This is a genomic window from Rhizobium sp. N122, assembly GCF_002211295.1.
GTDB lineage: Bacteria > Pseudomonadota > Alphaproteobacteria > Rhizobiales > Rhizobiaceae > Rhizobium.
In genome coordinates this window covers 108447-122474 of the sequence record NZ_LOKU01000008.1, presented here as the reverse complement: position 1 = coordinate 122474, position 14028 = coordinate 108447, and the positions used below count along the sequence as shown (strand labels likewise).

Sequence of the window (14028 nt, the reverse complement as noted above, 5' to 3'; positions counted from 1 at the left end):
AAAAAAGAGCGGCGGGCCGAGAAGGCCCGCCGCTCCTTAAATCAATCAAAGACCCGATGCTACTTGGAGATCAGGCAGCTTCCGCCGGCCGCGCGATACTGTTCGCAGAGGGCCGCGGCCTCGTCCTTGGAACCGGCCGGAATGCGGACGCGGTAGAAAGTGCCCTTGCCGGCGACATCGGCCCTGCGGATCTCATGAGCGCGACCACCCAGCACGCCGGCGAATTTCTTCGACAGGCTGGCATAGGATTTGTTCGCCTCGTCTTCCGAAGGCAGCGAGGCGATCTGGATGCCGTAGCCGCCGGCGGAGGCGGCCTGCTGCTGCGGCTTGGCAGCGGCAGGTGCTGCGGCCGCAACTTCCGTCTTCGGCTGCTGGGCGGTCGGGCGGACATTGCCCTTCTCGGTCACCGTGCCGACGACGTTGACCGGCTGATCGACCGGACGGGCGGTCGGAACTGGCGCGGTATCGCCGATCGCCGTGGTCTTGACCGGGCGCACCGGCGCATCGACCGGGGCCGGATTTGCAGCCTGCGCATCGGCGTCGGCGGCAATCGGCGGCTTTGCCGGCGCGGTTTCCACAGGCGCCGCGGAGCGGGCATCGGCGGAGGCAACCTCGGCGTTGGACGGGAAGCTTGCGGCTGTTCCGGCGACCGGCGGCACTGGTGAAGCCGATTGCGCCGACGGGGCCGTCAACGCCGGCATCGGCTGAGCGGCCTGTGCAGACGCTGTTGCCGGGGCAGCAGGCTGCTCGGCGGGCGCTGAATCCTCACGGGCGACCAGGGTGCCGTCAGGCTTGACGATCATCGTGCGGACCTTGCGCGGCGAAACCGACGGCGTCTTGTCGGCACCGCCTGCGGCAGCGTTGTCCGCATTGTCCTGGTTCGGCAGCAGACGCGGATCTTCCGTCTCACCGACCGCAGTCGGCGTGACCTGATCACCGGCACTGGCGTTCTCGTCGTCCTCAGGCAGCGCTTCCGGTGTCAGCGTGCGCTGGACGACATCGACCGGCGCCTCGTCGGAAGAAACCAGCGCCTTCTGCTTCGGCTCCTCCGCGGAACCGGCAACACGGTCGTAGACGGCCTTATCCTGGTTCGGCACGGTCTTGCCGCCGGGATTTTCCGGGACGACCTTGACCGGCTCCTTGTCGGCGGTGATCACGCGCGGCTCGCCGGATGCGACAATGCCGAGCCCCTCGCCGTTCCAGACGGAGGAATAGACACCGTAACCGACACCGGCAAAGACCACGAGCACGACGGCTCCGGCCAGCAGCCGGCGCATCGACCGGGCACGGCTGAAATCGGCCGCCTGGCTTGCCGATTCGATACGGACCTCGGAGGTCTCGCGGCGCTCGACCGGCTCGCGCACGCTGCGGCGGAAATCCTCCTCAAGCGCCCGTTCGAAATCATCGAGGCCATCGGCGATGGTTGGCTTGACCGGCTTTGCTGCGGCGGCAGCCGTATCGCGAACCGGGGCCGGCGTTTCGCGCGGCTTGGCCGGCTCGAAGAAGCTGGCGATCTCGGCGTCGAGATCGAAATCGAAATCCTGGGTTTTCGCGACCGGCGCGGGCTGCTCGACCGGCGGCAGCGCCGGCACGTGCATGTCCTCGACCGCCTCAGGACGATCCTCCGGATCGGAGATCATCGCCGGATCAAACGGCAGATCCTCGGTCGATTCGCCGGCAGGCGCCCAGTTGAAGGCCGGAGCCGGGGCCGCGGTTGGAGCCTGAGACTGAACGATGACCGGAGCAGGCGGTGCAGCAATGGAAGCCGCCTGCTGGAAAGCCGGAATTTGCGGCTCCGGCACAAATTCCGCGGGCGCAACCTCCGGGGCGGACCGCGAAGAGACGGCGGCGGCCTGCTGAGGGGCACGGACCGGCGGCTGCGGCGCAGGCTCGGACGGTTCGGAGAAATCGAGATCGGAGAGCTCCAGCTCGATGCCGGCAAGATCCAGCTCGAAATCATGGCCGGCGAAGGGGTCGTCGGCCTCAGGCACAGGCTGTGGCGCCCGCGAATAGGCCATTGCGGCGGGCTGGGGCGCTATGACCTCGACAGGCTGCGGCGCGACCGGCCTTGCGGCCTCGGCAGCGTAGACTGGAGCCGGCTCGACCGGGGCGGGCCGCGCCGGGGGCGCGGCAACCGATGCAGGCGCGATCACCCGCGGCTCGACAAATGCGGCGGCCACAGGCGCGGCGACAGCAATGGGCGCGGTTTCGCTCGGTTCGGCCTGCGGCGAAACGGGCGACGAATTGGGGCGCTGCGGCACCGGATAGCGCGAGACGTCGGCGAGCAGATCGTCAAGATCGAAAGTGCCGGCAGTGTGCGGAACTTCGGGCACGACCTCGGTCAGCGCCGCATCGGCCTGGATCTCGCCTTCAACGGCGGCGGCAAGGAGATCGAAACCGGCGTCGGACCCGAAATCTTCAAGCTCGCCTTCGATTTCGACGAAATCCTCGGTCTCGGCAACCTTTTCGGACGCGATCACCTCGTCATGGCGATCGAGCTCGGCCGGGAAGCCAAGCGACGGAGAGGCGGATTCGAACTCCTCGGACGGCTCGGCAGCGACGACGGGCGCCGCCGGCTCGACGACCGGGGCGGACGGCTCGATTGCGGGCCGCGGCTCTGCAGCGACAAGATCGGCGGACGGCACTTCAGCCAACGGCTCTGCGGCCGCTTCGACCACAGGCTCCGGCGCAACCACCGTTTCTTCTCGTTTAGCGGCGTGGAAATTGGCAAGCGGCAGCCGGATGCTGGCGGCCGACCACTGCGGCGCCTTGGCTGGCTGCGGCACTGCTGAAACCGGAGCAGCGCCGATCGACAGCTCGAGCTCTTCGATCAGGTCGCGCGCACCGCCGAGGGCCGATTGCACCGGCGTCCCGTGAGCAGGCTCGACGGAGAGCTGCTGCGGCCAAACCGCCTGGTCGTCGGCGGGCGCGTCCCAGGCAACTGAGGGAGCTTCTTCCTCAGCCTCAACAGAGGCAACGGAAGCCGGCTCAGGAACCTCAGCCCTCTCAACGGCGGGAGAGACATCGAGAACGGGCTCGATGTAATCTTCGGGCGTGTCGTCATCGGAGATCGGCTCGGCGGGCCGGTCGAGTTCTGCGAGCGGACGGGGCGAATCGTAACGGTCGAACTCGCGCCCAAGCTCGTCTTCGAGATCGAGGGCGGGCTCGCGCCGCGCTTCGGTCATCGTATTTGCTGCAACACGCGGCTCGAAGCCGACGATACGGGCAAGTTCGGCCAACGGATCGTCGTCGGCAAACAGTTCGTCTTTTCCGCGCGTATCATACGCAAGTTGTTTATCAGCCATGCCTATCCCACTCGCAAACGCCAACTCTGAAATGCCAGCGCATTGTGGGGAAATGGTGACGTTATCGCATTTCGTCCGGTGCGGCAGTGCCTGTAATGGCAAGTCCCGACTTCAAAACCGACGCGACGGCGTACACCAGCCCAAGTCTGGCAATAGTTGATTCTCGGTTTTTATCATTAACAAATCGTAATTCCGGCTGATCTTTACCTTTGTTCCAGTGCGCGTGGAAAGAACTTGCGAGGTCGTAGAGGTAAAAAGCGACCCGATGCGGCTCCTGCGACTGGGCTGCCGCTTCGACGATCCGCGGGAATTCTGCGAGCTTGGCGACGAGCTGCAATTCGGCCGGATCTCCAATGCCTGCAATGGTTTGCGCCAGTTCGGCTGTGGAAACATCGAGGTCGCCGAAAGCCTCCCTCGCCTGCCGGAAAACCGACATGCAGCGGGCATGCGCATATTGCACGTAAAAAACCGGATTATCTTTCGACTGTTCCGTCACTTTGGCGAAATCGAAGTCGAGCGGCTCGGAATTCTTGCGGTAAAGCATCATGAAACGGACCGAATCACGGCCGACTTCCTCGACGACATCCCGAAGCGTGACGAAATCGCCCGAGCGTTTCGACATCTTCACCGGCTCGCCGTTGCGATAGAGCTTGACGAGTTGGCAGAGCAGCACCGTCAGCTTGGCCTTACCGTCCGAAACGCCGCGCGCCACCGCTTCCAGGCGCTTGACGTAGCCGCCGTGGTCGGCGCCGAGCACATAGATCATCTCGTCGAAACCGCGATCGAACTTGTTCTTGAAGTAGGCGACGTCGGCGGCGAAATAGGTGTAGGAACCGTCAGACTTGATCAGCGGCCGGTCCATATCGTCGCCCACTTCGGTCGAGCGGAACAGCGTCTGTTCGCGATCCTCCCAATCCTCGGGTAGCTGGCCCTTCGGCGGCGGCAACGTGCCTTTGTAGACATAGCCCTTGAACGTCAGATCGTTGATCGCCGTGCGGATGGCGGCCGCGCCATTGGCATGCAGGGTGCGCTCGGAGAAGAAGATATCGTGATGGACGTTCAGCGAAGCCAGATCTTCGCGGATCATCACCATCATCGCATCGATGGTGCGGTCCTTGACGATCGGCATCCATTGGTCTTCCGGCATATTGTGCAGCCGCACGCCGTAATCGGCGGCAAGCGACTCGCCGACCGGAACCAGATAGTCGCCCGGATAGAGACCCGAGGGAATTTCGCCGATCTTTTCGCCGAGCGCCTCGCGATAGCGCAGGAAGACGGACCGGGCGAGCACGTCGATCTGCGAACCGGCATCGTTGATGTAATATTCCTTCTCGACGCCGAAGCCGGCAAAGGCGAGCAGGTTGGCGAGCGCGTCGCCGACGACGGCGCCGCGGCAATGGCCGACATGCATCGGCCCGGTCGGATTGGCCGAGACATATTCGACGTTGACCTTCCGCCCCTCACCCAGCGTCGAGCGGCCGTAATCGGTGCCGGCGCCGATCATCGCGGCGAGCAGCCGCTGCCAGTAGCCGACAGAGAGACGGATGTTGATGAAACCGGGACCGGCGACCGAAACATCGGCGACGTCGGCGTCCTCCCTGAGCTTGGCGATGATGATGTCGGCCAGCGCGCGCGGGTTGGTTCCGAGCGATTTTGCCAGCACCATCGCGGCATTGGTCGCAACGTCGCCGTGGCTCGCGTCACGCGGCGGTTCGACGGCAATGCGGCCGAAATCGAGCTCGGATCGCTTTTCCCTGACCAGATCGATCTGTTCAAGGGCGGTTTTGATCCTGGCTTCGAAGTCGGTAAAAAGGTTCATCGCACTCTTCCATGCATAGGCTGTGCCAAAGGCAAATCGGCCCTTGGCGGGCGACCGCTGCCTATCGCAAATCCGGAGTGTGGTCAAACAATCGCCTGTGGGCGCTGATCGCATAGGTGTCGGTCATGCCGGCGAGATAGTCGCCGACATGGCGGGCTTTCGGCGCATCGGCGAGGCCGGCGATGTGATCGACCCAGTAATGGCTCTGCATCTCCTTGGGATTGGCCATGTAGGCGCCAAAGAGATCGGTGACGATCTTTGCCGCACCGGCGCGGATGCGCATGATATCGGGATTGCGGTAGATGCGCTTGAACAGCATCGCCTTGATCTGCCTGTCGGTTTCACCCATGCGATCGGAGAAGGTGGCGATAACCTGATCGGCGGCGCGGATGTCGGCGGCGCTCTCGGGGCGCAACAGGGAAAGGCGCTCCTGCGCAACGGCGATCACGTCCTCGACCATGCGGGTGATCTGCCGGCGCATGATCTCATGGGTGAAGCGGCTCGGCTCCAGATGCGGATATCGCGCCCTCACCTCGGCCATCAGCCCGGCTAGGAACGGGATTTCCTCCAGCATATCGAAAGTCAGGTAGCCGGAGCGCAGGCCGTCGTCGATATCGTGGGTGTTATAGGCGATGTCGTCGGCGATCGCCGCGACCTGGGCCTCGAGGCTGGCATAGGTTGCCAGTTCGAGATCGTGCAGTTCGCAATAATCGAGGATCGGCTGTGGAACCGGGCCGCGTGTGCCCACGCCTTCCGGCGTCAGCAGCGGCCCATTATGCTTGACCAGGCCTTCGAGGCTTTCCCATGTCAGGTTGATGCCGTCGAATTCGGCATAGCGCCGCTCCAGCTTGGTCACGATGCGCAGCGATTGGGCATTGTGGTCGAAGCCGCCATAGGGCAACAGCACCTCGTGCAGCGCATCCTCGCCGGTGTGACCGAACGGCGTGTGGCCAAAATCGTGCACCAGCGCCACGCCCTCGGCCAGATCCTCGTCGAGCTTCAGCGCGCGGGCGAGCGCGCGGGCGATCTGCGCCACCTCAATCGTATGCGTCAGCCGGGTGCGGTAATGATCGCCGTCCTGGGCGATGAAGACCTGGGTCTTGTGCTTCAGCCGGCGGAAGGCGGTGGTGTGGACGATGCGGTCGCGGTCGCGCTGGAAATCGGAGCGCGTCGGGCTTCCATCCTCCTGATAGAGCCGCCCGCGGCTCGTCCAGGGGTCCGCCGCATAGACCGCCCTTTCACTGCTGCCGAAACCTAAAGCACGCGTATCGATCGTCATTCTTCACCGTCATCCTGCATGTTGCCGCATCTGCCCATTGACGCCGCTTTGCGCTCTTCATACCTATAGCCCGAAGAAACGGCAAAGAGGCGCTTTCTCAACCACCTCGGCGCATCATGGCCTTTTTCCGAAGATCATGATAAGTTTGTTTGATATCAGGCATTTGAACATTCAAGTGCCAAAACCCATTCTCTCCGGATCTTGACCCCGGCAGGAGGAAACATGACGGATACGAGTGTAACCCTTTCAGATGCCGCCGCAAAGCGTATCGCGGCGATCGTCGGCGCCGAGGCCGGCAAGAGCGCGCTGCGCGTCTCCGTCGAAGGCGGCGGCTGTTCCGGCTTTTCCTACAAGTTCGACCTTGCCGACCGCGCCGGCGACGATGACGTCGTCGTCGAGAAGAACGACGCCAAGGTGCTGATCGACAGCCTGTCGCTCGTCTACATGGCGGGTTCGGAGATCGACTTCGTCGACAATCTGCTCGGTCAATCGTTCCAGATCAAGAACCCCAATGCAGTGGCAAGCTGCGGCTGCGGCACCAGCTTCTCGATCTGAATATTCAGCCGCATCGCACTGTCCCAATGAACTGGCCGAAGAAGTGCCTCCGGCCGGTTTATCGTCTTGTCCTGTCATGGAAGACCACGATAAAAGAAGCGCACGAAGCGAACAGGACAGAGCCATGAAGATCGCGACCTGGAACATCAACGGCGTCAAGGCGCGCATCGACAATCTCACGCAATGGCTCAAGGATTCCGATCCGGATATCGTCTGCCTGCAGGAGATCAAGACGGTCGACGAGGGGTTTCCCCGGCTGGAGATCGAGGCGCTCGGCTATCATGTCGAGACGCACGGCCAAAAGGGCTTCAATGGCGTGGCGATCCTCTCCAAGAGTTCACCTTCCGAAGTCAACCGCGGCCTGCCCGGCGATCCGCTGGACGAACAGTCGCGTTTCCTCGAAGCCGTGTTCACGCTGCCCGACACCCGCATCCTGCGCGTCTGCTGCATCTACCTGCCGAACGGCAATCCTGTCGACACCGAGAAATATCCCTACAAGCTCGCCTGGATGGAGCGCCTGCGGACCTTTGCCGCCGAGCGGCTGGCCTATGAGGAGATGCTGGTGCTTGCCGGCGATTACAACGTCATCCCGGAACCGCACGACTGCTTCGATCCCAAGGTCTGGGAAAGCGATGCGCTGTTTCTGCCGCAGACGCGGGAGGCGTTCCGGCGGCTCGAAAATCTGGGGCTGACGGATGCGGTGCGCGCGACGACGGACGCGACGCAGTACTATTCCTTCTGGGATTATCAGGCCGGCGCCTGGCCGAAGAACAACGGCATCCGCATCGATCATCTGCTGCTGTCGCCCGAGGCGGCCGACCGGATGACGTCGGCTGCGATCGAAAAACATGTGCGGGCGTGGGAGAAACCGTCCGACCACGTGCCTGTGATCGCCTATTTCGATTTCGCGGCCTGAGGTTCTGCCTAAAGCGCGTCGCGATCTTTCAGATTCGCTCCTCGCGCTTTAACTGCTTGTTTTGCGCATGTCGTTGCGGCAAAAGCGCTTCGCGCTTTGCCTGCGAAAACCGCTGCACACTTTTGCGCGGCATGCTTAGTCGTCGGAGCCGCTGGCGATGCTGTGCGAGAGGGAGACGGCCGTGCGGCGGTCGGCCTCGTTGGCAACGGAGAAGGCCTGCTCCTGCAGCGCTTCCATCCAGCCGCAATCCTTGGGCTTGCAGCGGTCGAGTGCCGCCGTCATCAGCGCCAGGCCGCGGGCCGATTGGCCTTCGTCGAAAAGAATATTGCCGAAGACCGCCATGGCGCCGGGATGACCGCTCTTGCGGGCCTGGTTCAGCCATTTCTTCGCCTGCTGCGGGCTGGCATTGCCGCCCTCGCCGGCCAGCATCATCTGCGCCAACTGGAACTGCGCCTCGGGGACGCCGAAGGTGGAGGCCACCTGAAAATAGAGCTGGCGCGCCTGGCTGAGGTCGATCCGGACAGGGCTGCCCGAAATGCCGTGCTTGTAATAATTGGCGAGCGAAAGCAGCGCGTTGACGAAGAAGCCGGTATCTTCCGAGCCGGGCTCGACGCCCTGCTGGGCGATCTCGCTGTAAATCTTGAAGGCTTCGAAATCATCCTGCGTGACGCCGTCGCCATCGGCATACATATTGGCCAGCGCCCAGCGCGAGCCGGTGTGGCCCTTTTCGGCAGCGTATTTATAGGCTTCAACCGCCTCTTCCTTCTGGCCGTTCTTATAGGCTTTGAAGCCGAACTTGAAGAGATCGAAGGGGCCGGATTCCTTGCTGACACCCGCCTTGATGTCGAAGGCGCGGCACGGACCGGACAGCGCCAAGGCTACGGCCATCGACATGCCCATCAGCATGATCTTGAACAGTTTGAACTCGGACGTTACCATTTCAACCGATTTCTTTCGCTCATCACAGGCAGGAGGCAGCGGCGCTCGCGCCGTGCATTCCGCGGATGTATTTCGTCGAGGCGAGCGATCCCGCGGCGAGCTCCATGGCTCCTTTGCCCGCGTCGCATCCAGCCCACTGGCCTTCTCTCGAAGGCCGAATTCTCTGCGCATCATTCAGAACCACCCGGCTCCCGGCATGGCTCGCCTGCAATCTCCGTGGCACTCTCTTGGCAGGTGCTGCATCCGCCTTCCCGCCTTCACCATATTCGTAAACGGCAAATGTGACGAAACCGGTATCGACATCTCCAGCAAGGCCGGGCTGTTCATCCGAGTGAACCGAAAACGACAACAACGAATGGCCCGACGGCGCCGCCGCGAGGCCGGATCGGCGGCCGGTACAGCCTTGTGCGGAAAGCGAAACGACCGAAATCGAACGATTGCCGCCAATCGTATCGCGCGATCTGGTGTTGTCGGAAAAAAATCGACCCATGCTACTATTTACACGCACCGTAAGCCTGCCCATCTCCTCGTCCGCAAATATCGCTGCGCTCTCTTTGTGGCGGGAAATGGACAAATTCACCCCGCCGCCACCTTACGCCAATCGTCGTAAAAAAGTGTTGCGGAATCGTCACAAAACGGGACCAGAAAATAGTATGATTAACGGGCGCCGATAAAGAAGAGCCCGGCAGTGCCGGGCTCATCAATTCTTCAAATCGGGGAATTAGAACTTGATCTTTAGGCTCGTCGATAGTGCAGCGACCAGATCATTGCCAAAGGAATAGGAAACATCATCTCCGAACGTGACGCCGTCCTGGGTCACAACGCCGGACGAACCGCTCGTCAACACGCCCACGGCACCGGCGACGCGCCATTCGATATGTTCGGTCGGCGTGTAGGCTGCACCGAGACCCACCGTCCAGCTGTCGGTCTGGGCGCCATAGCCCTGGCTGGTGCCGCGGTCCCATGTCAGGCTGACCGCACCCGACCACTGATCGTTGAACTTGTGGCCCACGCCGCCGGAGATGGTCCAGCCGTCACGATAGAGAAGATCGAGCGAGGTCAATTCGGTCGCGCCGCCGGATTTGCAGGCGACGACGCCCTTCGTCGATGTCGGGCAGAAAGGCACAGACTGCAGCACACTCCAGTTCGTCCATTTCACCGATCCGAACGCGAGCCAATCCGGAGCGATACCGCTCTGCAGCTTCAGCTCGAGCGAATCCGGCGCTTCGGCGGAGCCGAAGACAGGCGTGACTTGGCCTCCAAATGTCGGCACAACTGGAACCTGACGGAGATCAACAGTGCCGGTCAGATTATCGTACTTAACGCGGCTGTTGTAGACGAGGCTCGCGCGCATCGCATATTCCGGAATCTCGTAAGCCAGACCGGCGCGCCAGCCCCAGCCGCTATCGTCGAGATCGAGGCGGCCAATGCCGGTGCCGAGCATGGGCGGAAGCGCTACAACCAGACGCTCCTTGAAGCCTTCGACTTCCTGATAGAAAGCGCCGCCAATGAAGCGAAGCTGCCCAGGGCCGACATCAAAGCGATAGGAGCAGGTGCCGCCATAGTTGCGGGTCTTGATCTCCGTCTCGATGTTATTGTTAGCGCCAGCCCAGTTCGCACCGGGGTCGGTATGCCCACCGAAGGGCTCGGAATAGTCGACGAGGCAATCGATCGTATCGGCGAAGCCGGCTTTGAAGCCGATATAAGGGATGGTGTAATTCGAGGTATCGTCAGCTGTGTCTGGACGGCTGTTCAGATTGCCGTCCGCTATCGACGTATCTCTAACGTCCTTCAGCTTGCGCTGCGGCGTGACGTAGGTCACGCCCGACTGAAATGAGAAAGGCGACGTATCGAACAGCTGATCGATATTGTAGCCGCCGCGCTCCAGGCCGCCGGCGAAGGACGGCGATGCAAGCGACGAAAGAAGAACGAGCGACGTTACGCCCTTGGAAAACCTACGCGATGCCATTGTGTCTCCCCCACTCCAGCAATTGATGTGACGTCACTCTAGTAAGTGTTCGCTCGACATGGCAACGCGCCCCACGGCGGCACTCCCAGGCATTACACTGACCAACTTACGTAAAGAAATTGACGGACACGTCAAAAAATCTGGTTAATAAAATTTTATTCCAGAGTTATCGATTTTCAGATGGGGTTTTGGGTTTTCATTCCACACATTGCGGAAGCTGTATCAATCCGACAACAGTGACAGTTTTCGCCCGGGGGCCGGCTGAGGAGCCACAATCCACAGGCCGAGCGTCTGCAATCAGCCGCTTTCACGAACGAATCAAGCGCGCCGGAAACGAAGACGCGCCCGTGGGGTGAGCGCGTCTTGAAATAACTTACCAAAACGAGTGATGAAGCTTACCCGGCTTCGCTCACCCTGGAGAGGGCGGTCTTCAAGCTGGCGATCTGCCCCTTCAGTTCCTCGAGGCGCTCGCGCTCGGCCTCGACCACGTCGGGATTGGCATTGGCGACGAACTTCTCGTTGGAGAGCTTGCCGTCGATGCGCGAGATCTCGCCTTCCATCTTGCCGATCGCCTTCTCAAGCCGCGCCTTTTCGGCCGACAGATCGATCAGATTGCCGAGCGGCAGGCAGATCGTGGCCTCGTCGACGACGATCTGAGCCGCCCCCTTCGGCGCATCGTCGGCCAGCGATATCGCCTCGACACGCGCAAGCCGCTTGATGGCGGCGTCATGGCGGAACAGCCTTTCGCGCGTCAGATTGTTGGCCTTGACGACGACGAGCGGGGCCGTCGCCGACGGCGGCACGTTCATTTCGGCGCGCACCGAGCGGATGCCGGAGACGAGGTCGATCAACCAGTTGATCTCGTCGGCAGCCCCGTTATCGGCATAGGAGGGCGACGGCCATTCGGCATGGCAGACCAGCGTGTCGCGCTCCTTGCCCTCGCCCGCCGTATGAGCCCAGAGCTCTTCGGTCATGAACGGCATGAAGGGATGCAGCAGCTTGTAGATCTCTTCGAGGATATAGGCGCTGCAGGCCTGCGCCTCGGCCTTGGCGCCCTCGTCCTCGCCGTTGAAGACCGGCTTCAATAGCTCGAGATACCAGTCACAGACCTCGTTCCAGACGAAGCGGTAGAGCGCACCGGCGGCATCGTTGAAGCGGAAGGCTTCAAGCGCTTCCGTTACGTCACGTTCCGTGCGGGCAAGCTCCGTCAGGATCCAGCGGTTGATGGTGAGCTCGGCCGCCTCGGGCACGAAATGCGGGTCGCTCTTGGCGCCATTCATCTCGGCGAAACGCGTGGCGTTCCAGAGCTTGGTGCCGAAATTGCGGTAACCGGCGATGCGGGCCGGATCGAGCTTCACGTCGCGGCCCTGCGCCGCCATGATCGCCAGGGTGAAGCGCAGCGCATCGGCGCCGTATTCGTCGATCAGCTCCAGGGGATCGATGACGTTGCCCTTCGACTTCGACATCTTCTGCCCATTCTTGTCGCGCACCAGCGCGTGGACATAGACGGTATTGAAGGGCTCGACGGGGTTACCGTCCTCGTCCTTCATGAAGTGCAGGCCCATCATCATCATGCGGGCGACCCAGAAGAAGATGATATCGAAGCCGGTGACGAGAACGTTGGTCGGATAATAGCGTGCAAGCTCCGGCGTCTCGTCCGGCCAGCCGAGTGTCGAGAAGGGCCAGAGCGCGGAGGAGAACCACGTGTCGAGCACGTCCTCGTCCCGCGTCAGGATTTCGCCCGGCTTGAAGTTTTCGAGCAGGTCCTCGACATAAGCCTTCATCGGCCCCTCATGCGAGAGGTAGTGCTGGATCGCCGCCTGCAGCGCCTCTTCCTCGGTCTTTTCGACGAAGACCTGGCCGTCGGGACCATACCAGGCGGGAATCTGGTGACCCCACCAGAGCTGACGGGAGACGCACCAGGGCTGGATATTTTCCATCCATTCGTAATAGGTCTTGTCCCAGCTCTTCGGCACCATCTTGGTGCGGCCTTCGCGGACCGAGGCGATCGCCGGCTCGGCGAGCGTCTTGGCATCGACATACCATTGCTCAGTCAGCCGCGGCTCGATCGGCACGCCGCCGCGGTCGCCATGCGGAACCATGTGCTTGTGCGGCTCGATCTTGTCGACGAGACCGGCCTCTTCGAAAATCTCGACGATGACCTTGCGCGCAAAGAAGCGGTCCTGCCCTTCCAGGCGATCCCAGGCGCCGTGCAGCGCTGCCGGATTATCGAGACCTTCGAGGAAATCCTCATTGTCCTTGATGGCAATCGTGCCATCGATATTCATGATGTTGATCGCGCGCAGGCCAGCCCGCTTGCCGACGTCGAAGTCGTTGAAGTCATGCGCAGGCGTGATCTTGACGGCACCTGTACCGGCCGTCGGGTCGGCATAATCGTCGGCGACGATCGGAATCCGACGGCCAACGATCGGCAGAATGACATGTTTGCCGATAATGCTCTTGTAGCGTTCATCCTTCGCATTGACGGCAACCCCCGTGTCGCCCAGCATCGTTTCCGGACGTGTGGTGGCAACGACCAGGTAGTCGCGCGTTTCCCATTCGGTCGGTTTGCCTTCCTCGTCGAAAGCAATCGGGTACTGGTAGGTGACGCCCCGCTCCAGCGGATAACGAAGATGCCAGAGATTGCCCTTGATCTCATGCTGTTCGACTTCAAGGTCGGAAATGGCCGTCAGGAGCTTCGGGTCCCAATTGACCAGGCGCTTGTCCTTGTAGATCAGGCCTTCCTTGTAGAGTGTGACGAAAACTTCGAGAACCGCCTTCGACAGGCCCTCGTCCATGGTGAAGCGTTCACGCGACCAGTCGCAGGACGCACCCAGGCGCTTTAGCTGGTTGAAGATCAGGCCGCCCGATTCAGCCTTCCATTCCCAGACCTTGTCGATGAAGGCGTCGCGGCCCATGTCTCGGCGGCCGGGCAGCTGCTGTTCCATCAGCTTGCGCTCGACGACCATCTGCGTGGCGATGCCGGCATGGTCCATGCCCGGCTGCCAGAGCACATCCTTGCCGCGCATGCGCTCGAAGCGCACCATGATGTCCTGCAGCGTGTTGTTGAGCGCATGGCCCATGTGCAGCGAACCGGTGACATTCGGCGGCGGAATGACGATGGTGAAGGTCTCGGCCCCGGGCTTGGCGTTCGCGCCGGCGCGGAAAGCATCCTCCTCATCCCATTTCGCGGCGATTTTGGGTTCGACGGCAGCAGAATCATAGGTCTTGTCGAGCATTTTCTGA

At 62.0% G+C, this 14028-nt stretch carries 9 protein-coding genes; 2 read left to right on the top strand and 7 right to left on the bottom strand.

Annotated features, from left to right (window positions below; all coding sequences use genetic code 11):
* Positions 1-59: 59 nt before the first annotated feature.
* The 3 genes from ATY75_RS07930 to ATY75_RS07920 all read right to left on the bottom strand — a co-directional run bounded on the left by ATY75_RS07930 (position 60) and on the right by ATY75_RS07920 (position 6403).
* Positions 60-3305 (bottom strand): SPOR domain-containing protein, encoded by a 3246-nt coding sequence (locus ATY75_RS07930; RefSeq protein ID WP_088937102.1) that lies wholly within the window; start codon positions 3303-3305, stop codon positions 60-62.
* 61 nt (positions 3306-3366) lie between these two features.
* Positions 3367-5124 (bottom strand): arginine--tRNA ligase, encoded by a 1758-nt coding sequence (gene argS, locus ATY75_RS07925; protein ID WP_088937101.1) that lies wholly within the window; start codon positions 5122-5124, stop codon positions 3367-3369.
* Positions 5125-5185: 61 nt separating this feature from the next.
* A complete protein-coding gene (locus ATY75_RS07920) occupies positions 5186-6403 on the bottom strand; it encodes a deoxyguanosinetriphosphate triphosphohydrolase (RefSeq protein WP_088937100.1) in 1218 nt (405 codons plus the stop codon).
* 222 nt (positions 6404-6625) lie between these two features.
* Between ATY75_RS07920 and erpA the strand changes: the two genes are divergently transcribed.
* Complete coding sequence (erpA, locus tag ATY75_RS07915) at positions 6626-6958, top strand: iron-sulfur cluster insertion protein ErpA (RefSeq protein ID WP_088937099.1); 333 nt, start codon at positions 6626-6628, stop codon at positions 6956-6958.
* A gap of 124 nt (positions 6959-7082) precedes the next feature.
* Entirely contained in the window at positions 7083-7874 is a 792-nt protein-coding gene (xth, locus tag ATY75_RS07910; protein ID WP_088937098.1) for an exodeoxyribonuclease III, read from the top strand.
* A gap of 135 nt (positions 7875-8009) precedes the next feature.
* Here the strand turns inward: xth and exoR are convergent, their stop codons facing one another.
* The 4 genes from exoR to ATY75_RS07890 form a co-directional block, all read right to left on the bottom strand.
* On the bottom strand, positions 8010-8813 hold the full coding sequence (gene exoR, locus ATY75_RS07905; protein ID WP_088937097.1) for an exopolysaccharide production regulator ExoR: 804 nt from the start codon (positions 8811-8813) through the stop codon (positions 8010-8012).
* A gap of 22 nt (positions 8814-8835) precedes the next feature.
* Entirely contained in the window at positions 8836-9393 is a 558-nt protein-coding gene (locus ATY75_RS07900; protein ID WP_245317545.1) for a hypothetical protein, read from the bottom strand.
* 141 nt (positions 9394-9534) lie between these two features.
* Positions 9535-10782 (bottom strand): OmpP1/FadL family transporter, encoded by a 1248-nt coding sequence (locus tag ATY75_RS07895; RefSeq protein ID WP_088937095.1) that lies wholly within the window; start codon positions 10780-10782, stop codon positions 9535-9537.
* 395 nt (positions 10783-11177) lie between these two features.
* Positions 11178-14021: a valine--tRNA ligase gene (locus ATY75_RS07890; protein WP_064838219.1), complete on the bottom strand. Its 2844-nt coding sequence runs from the start codon at positions 14019-14021 to the stop codon at positions 11178-11180.
* Positions 14022-14028: the final 7 nt, after the last annotated feature.

Coding starts and splice junctions, on each gene's coding strand:
- ATY75_RS07895 (WP_088937095.1), bottom strand. CDS start 10,782: ATGGCATCGCGTAGGTTTTCCAAGGGCGTAACGTCGCTCGTTCTTCTT.
- ATY75_RS07920 (WP_088937100.1), bottom strand. CDS start 6,403: ATGACGATCGATACGCGTGCTTTAGGTTTCGGCAGCAGTGAAAGGGCG.
- ATY75_RS07890 (WP_064838219.1), bottom strand. CDS start 14,021: ATGCTCGACAAGACCTATGATTCTGCTGCCGTCGAACCCAAAATCGCC.
- ATY75_RS07930 (WP_088937102.1), bottom strand. CDS start 3,305: ATGGCTGATAAACAACTTGCGTATGATACGCGCGGAAAAGACGAACTG.
- argS (WP_088937101.1), bottom strand. CDS start 5,124: ATGAACCTTTTTACCGACTTCGAAGCCAGGATCAAAACCGCCCTTGAA.
- erpA (WP_088937099.1), top strand. CDS start 6,626: ATGACGGATACGAGTGTAACCCTTTCAGATGCCGCCGCAAAGCGTATC.
- exoR (WP_088937097.1), bottom strand. CDS start 8,813: ATGGTAACGTCCGAGTTCAAACTGTTCAAGATCATGCTGATGGGCATG.
- xth (WP_088937098.1), top strand. CDS start 7,083: ATGAAGATCGCGACCTGGAACATCAACGGCGTCAAGGCGCGCATCGAC.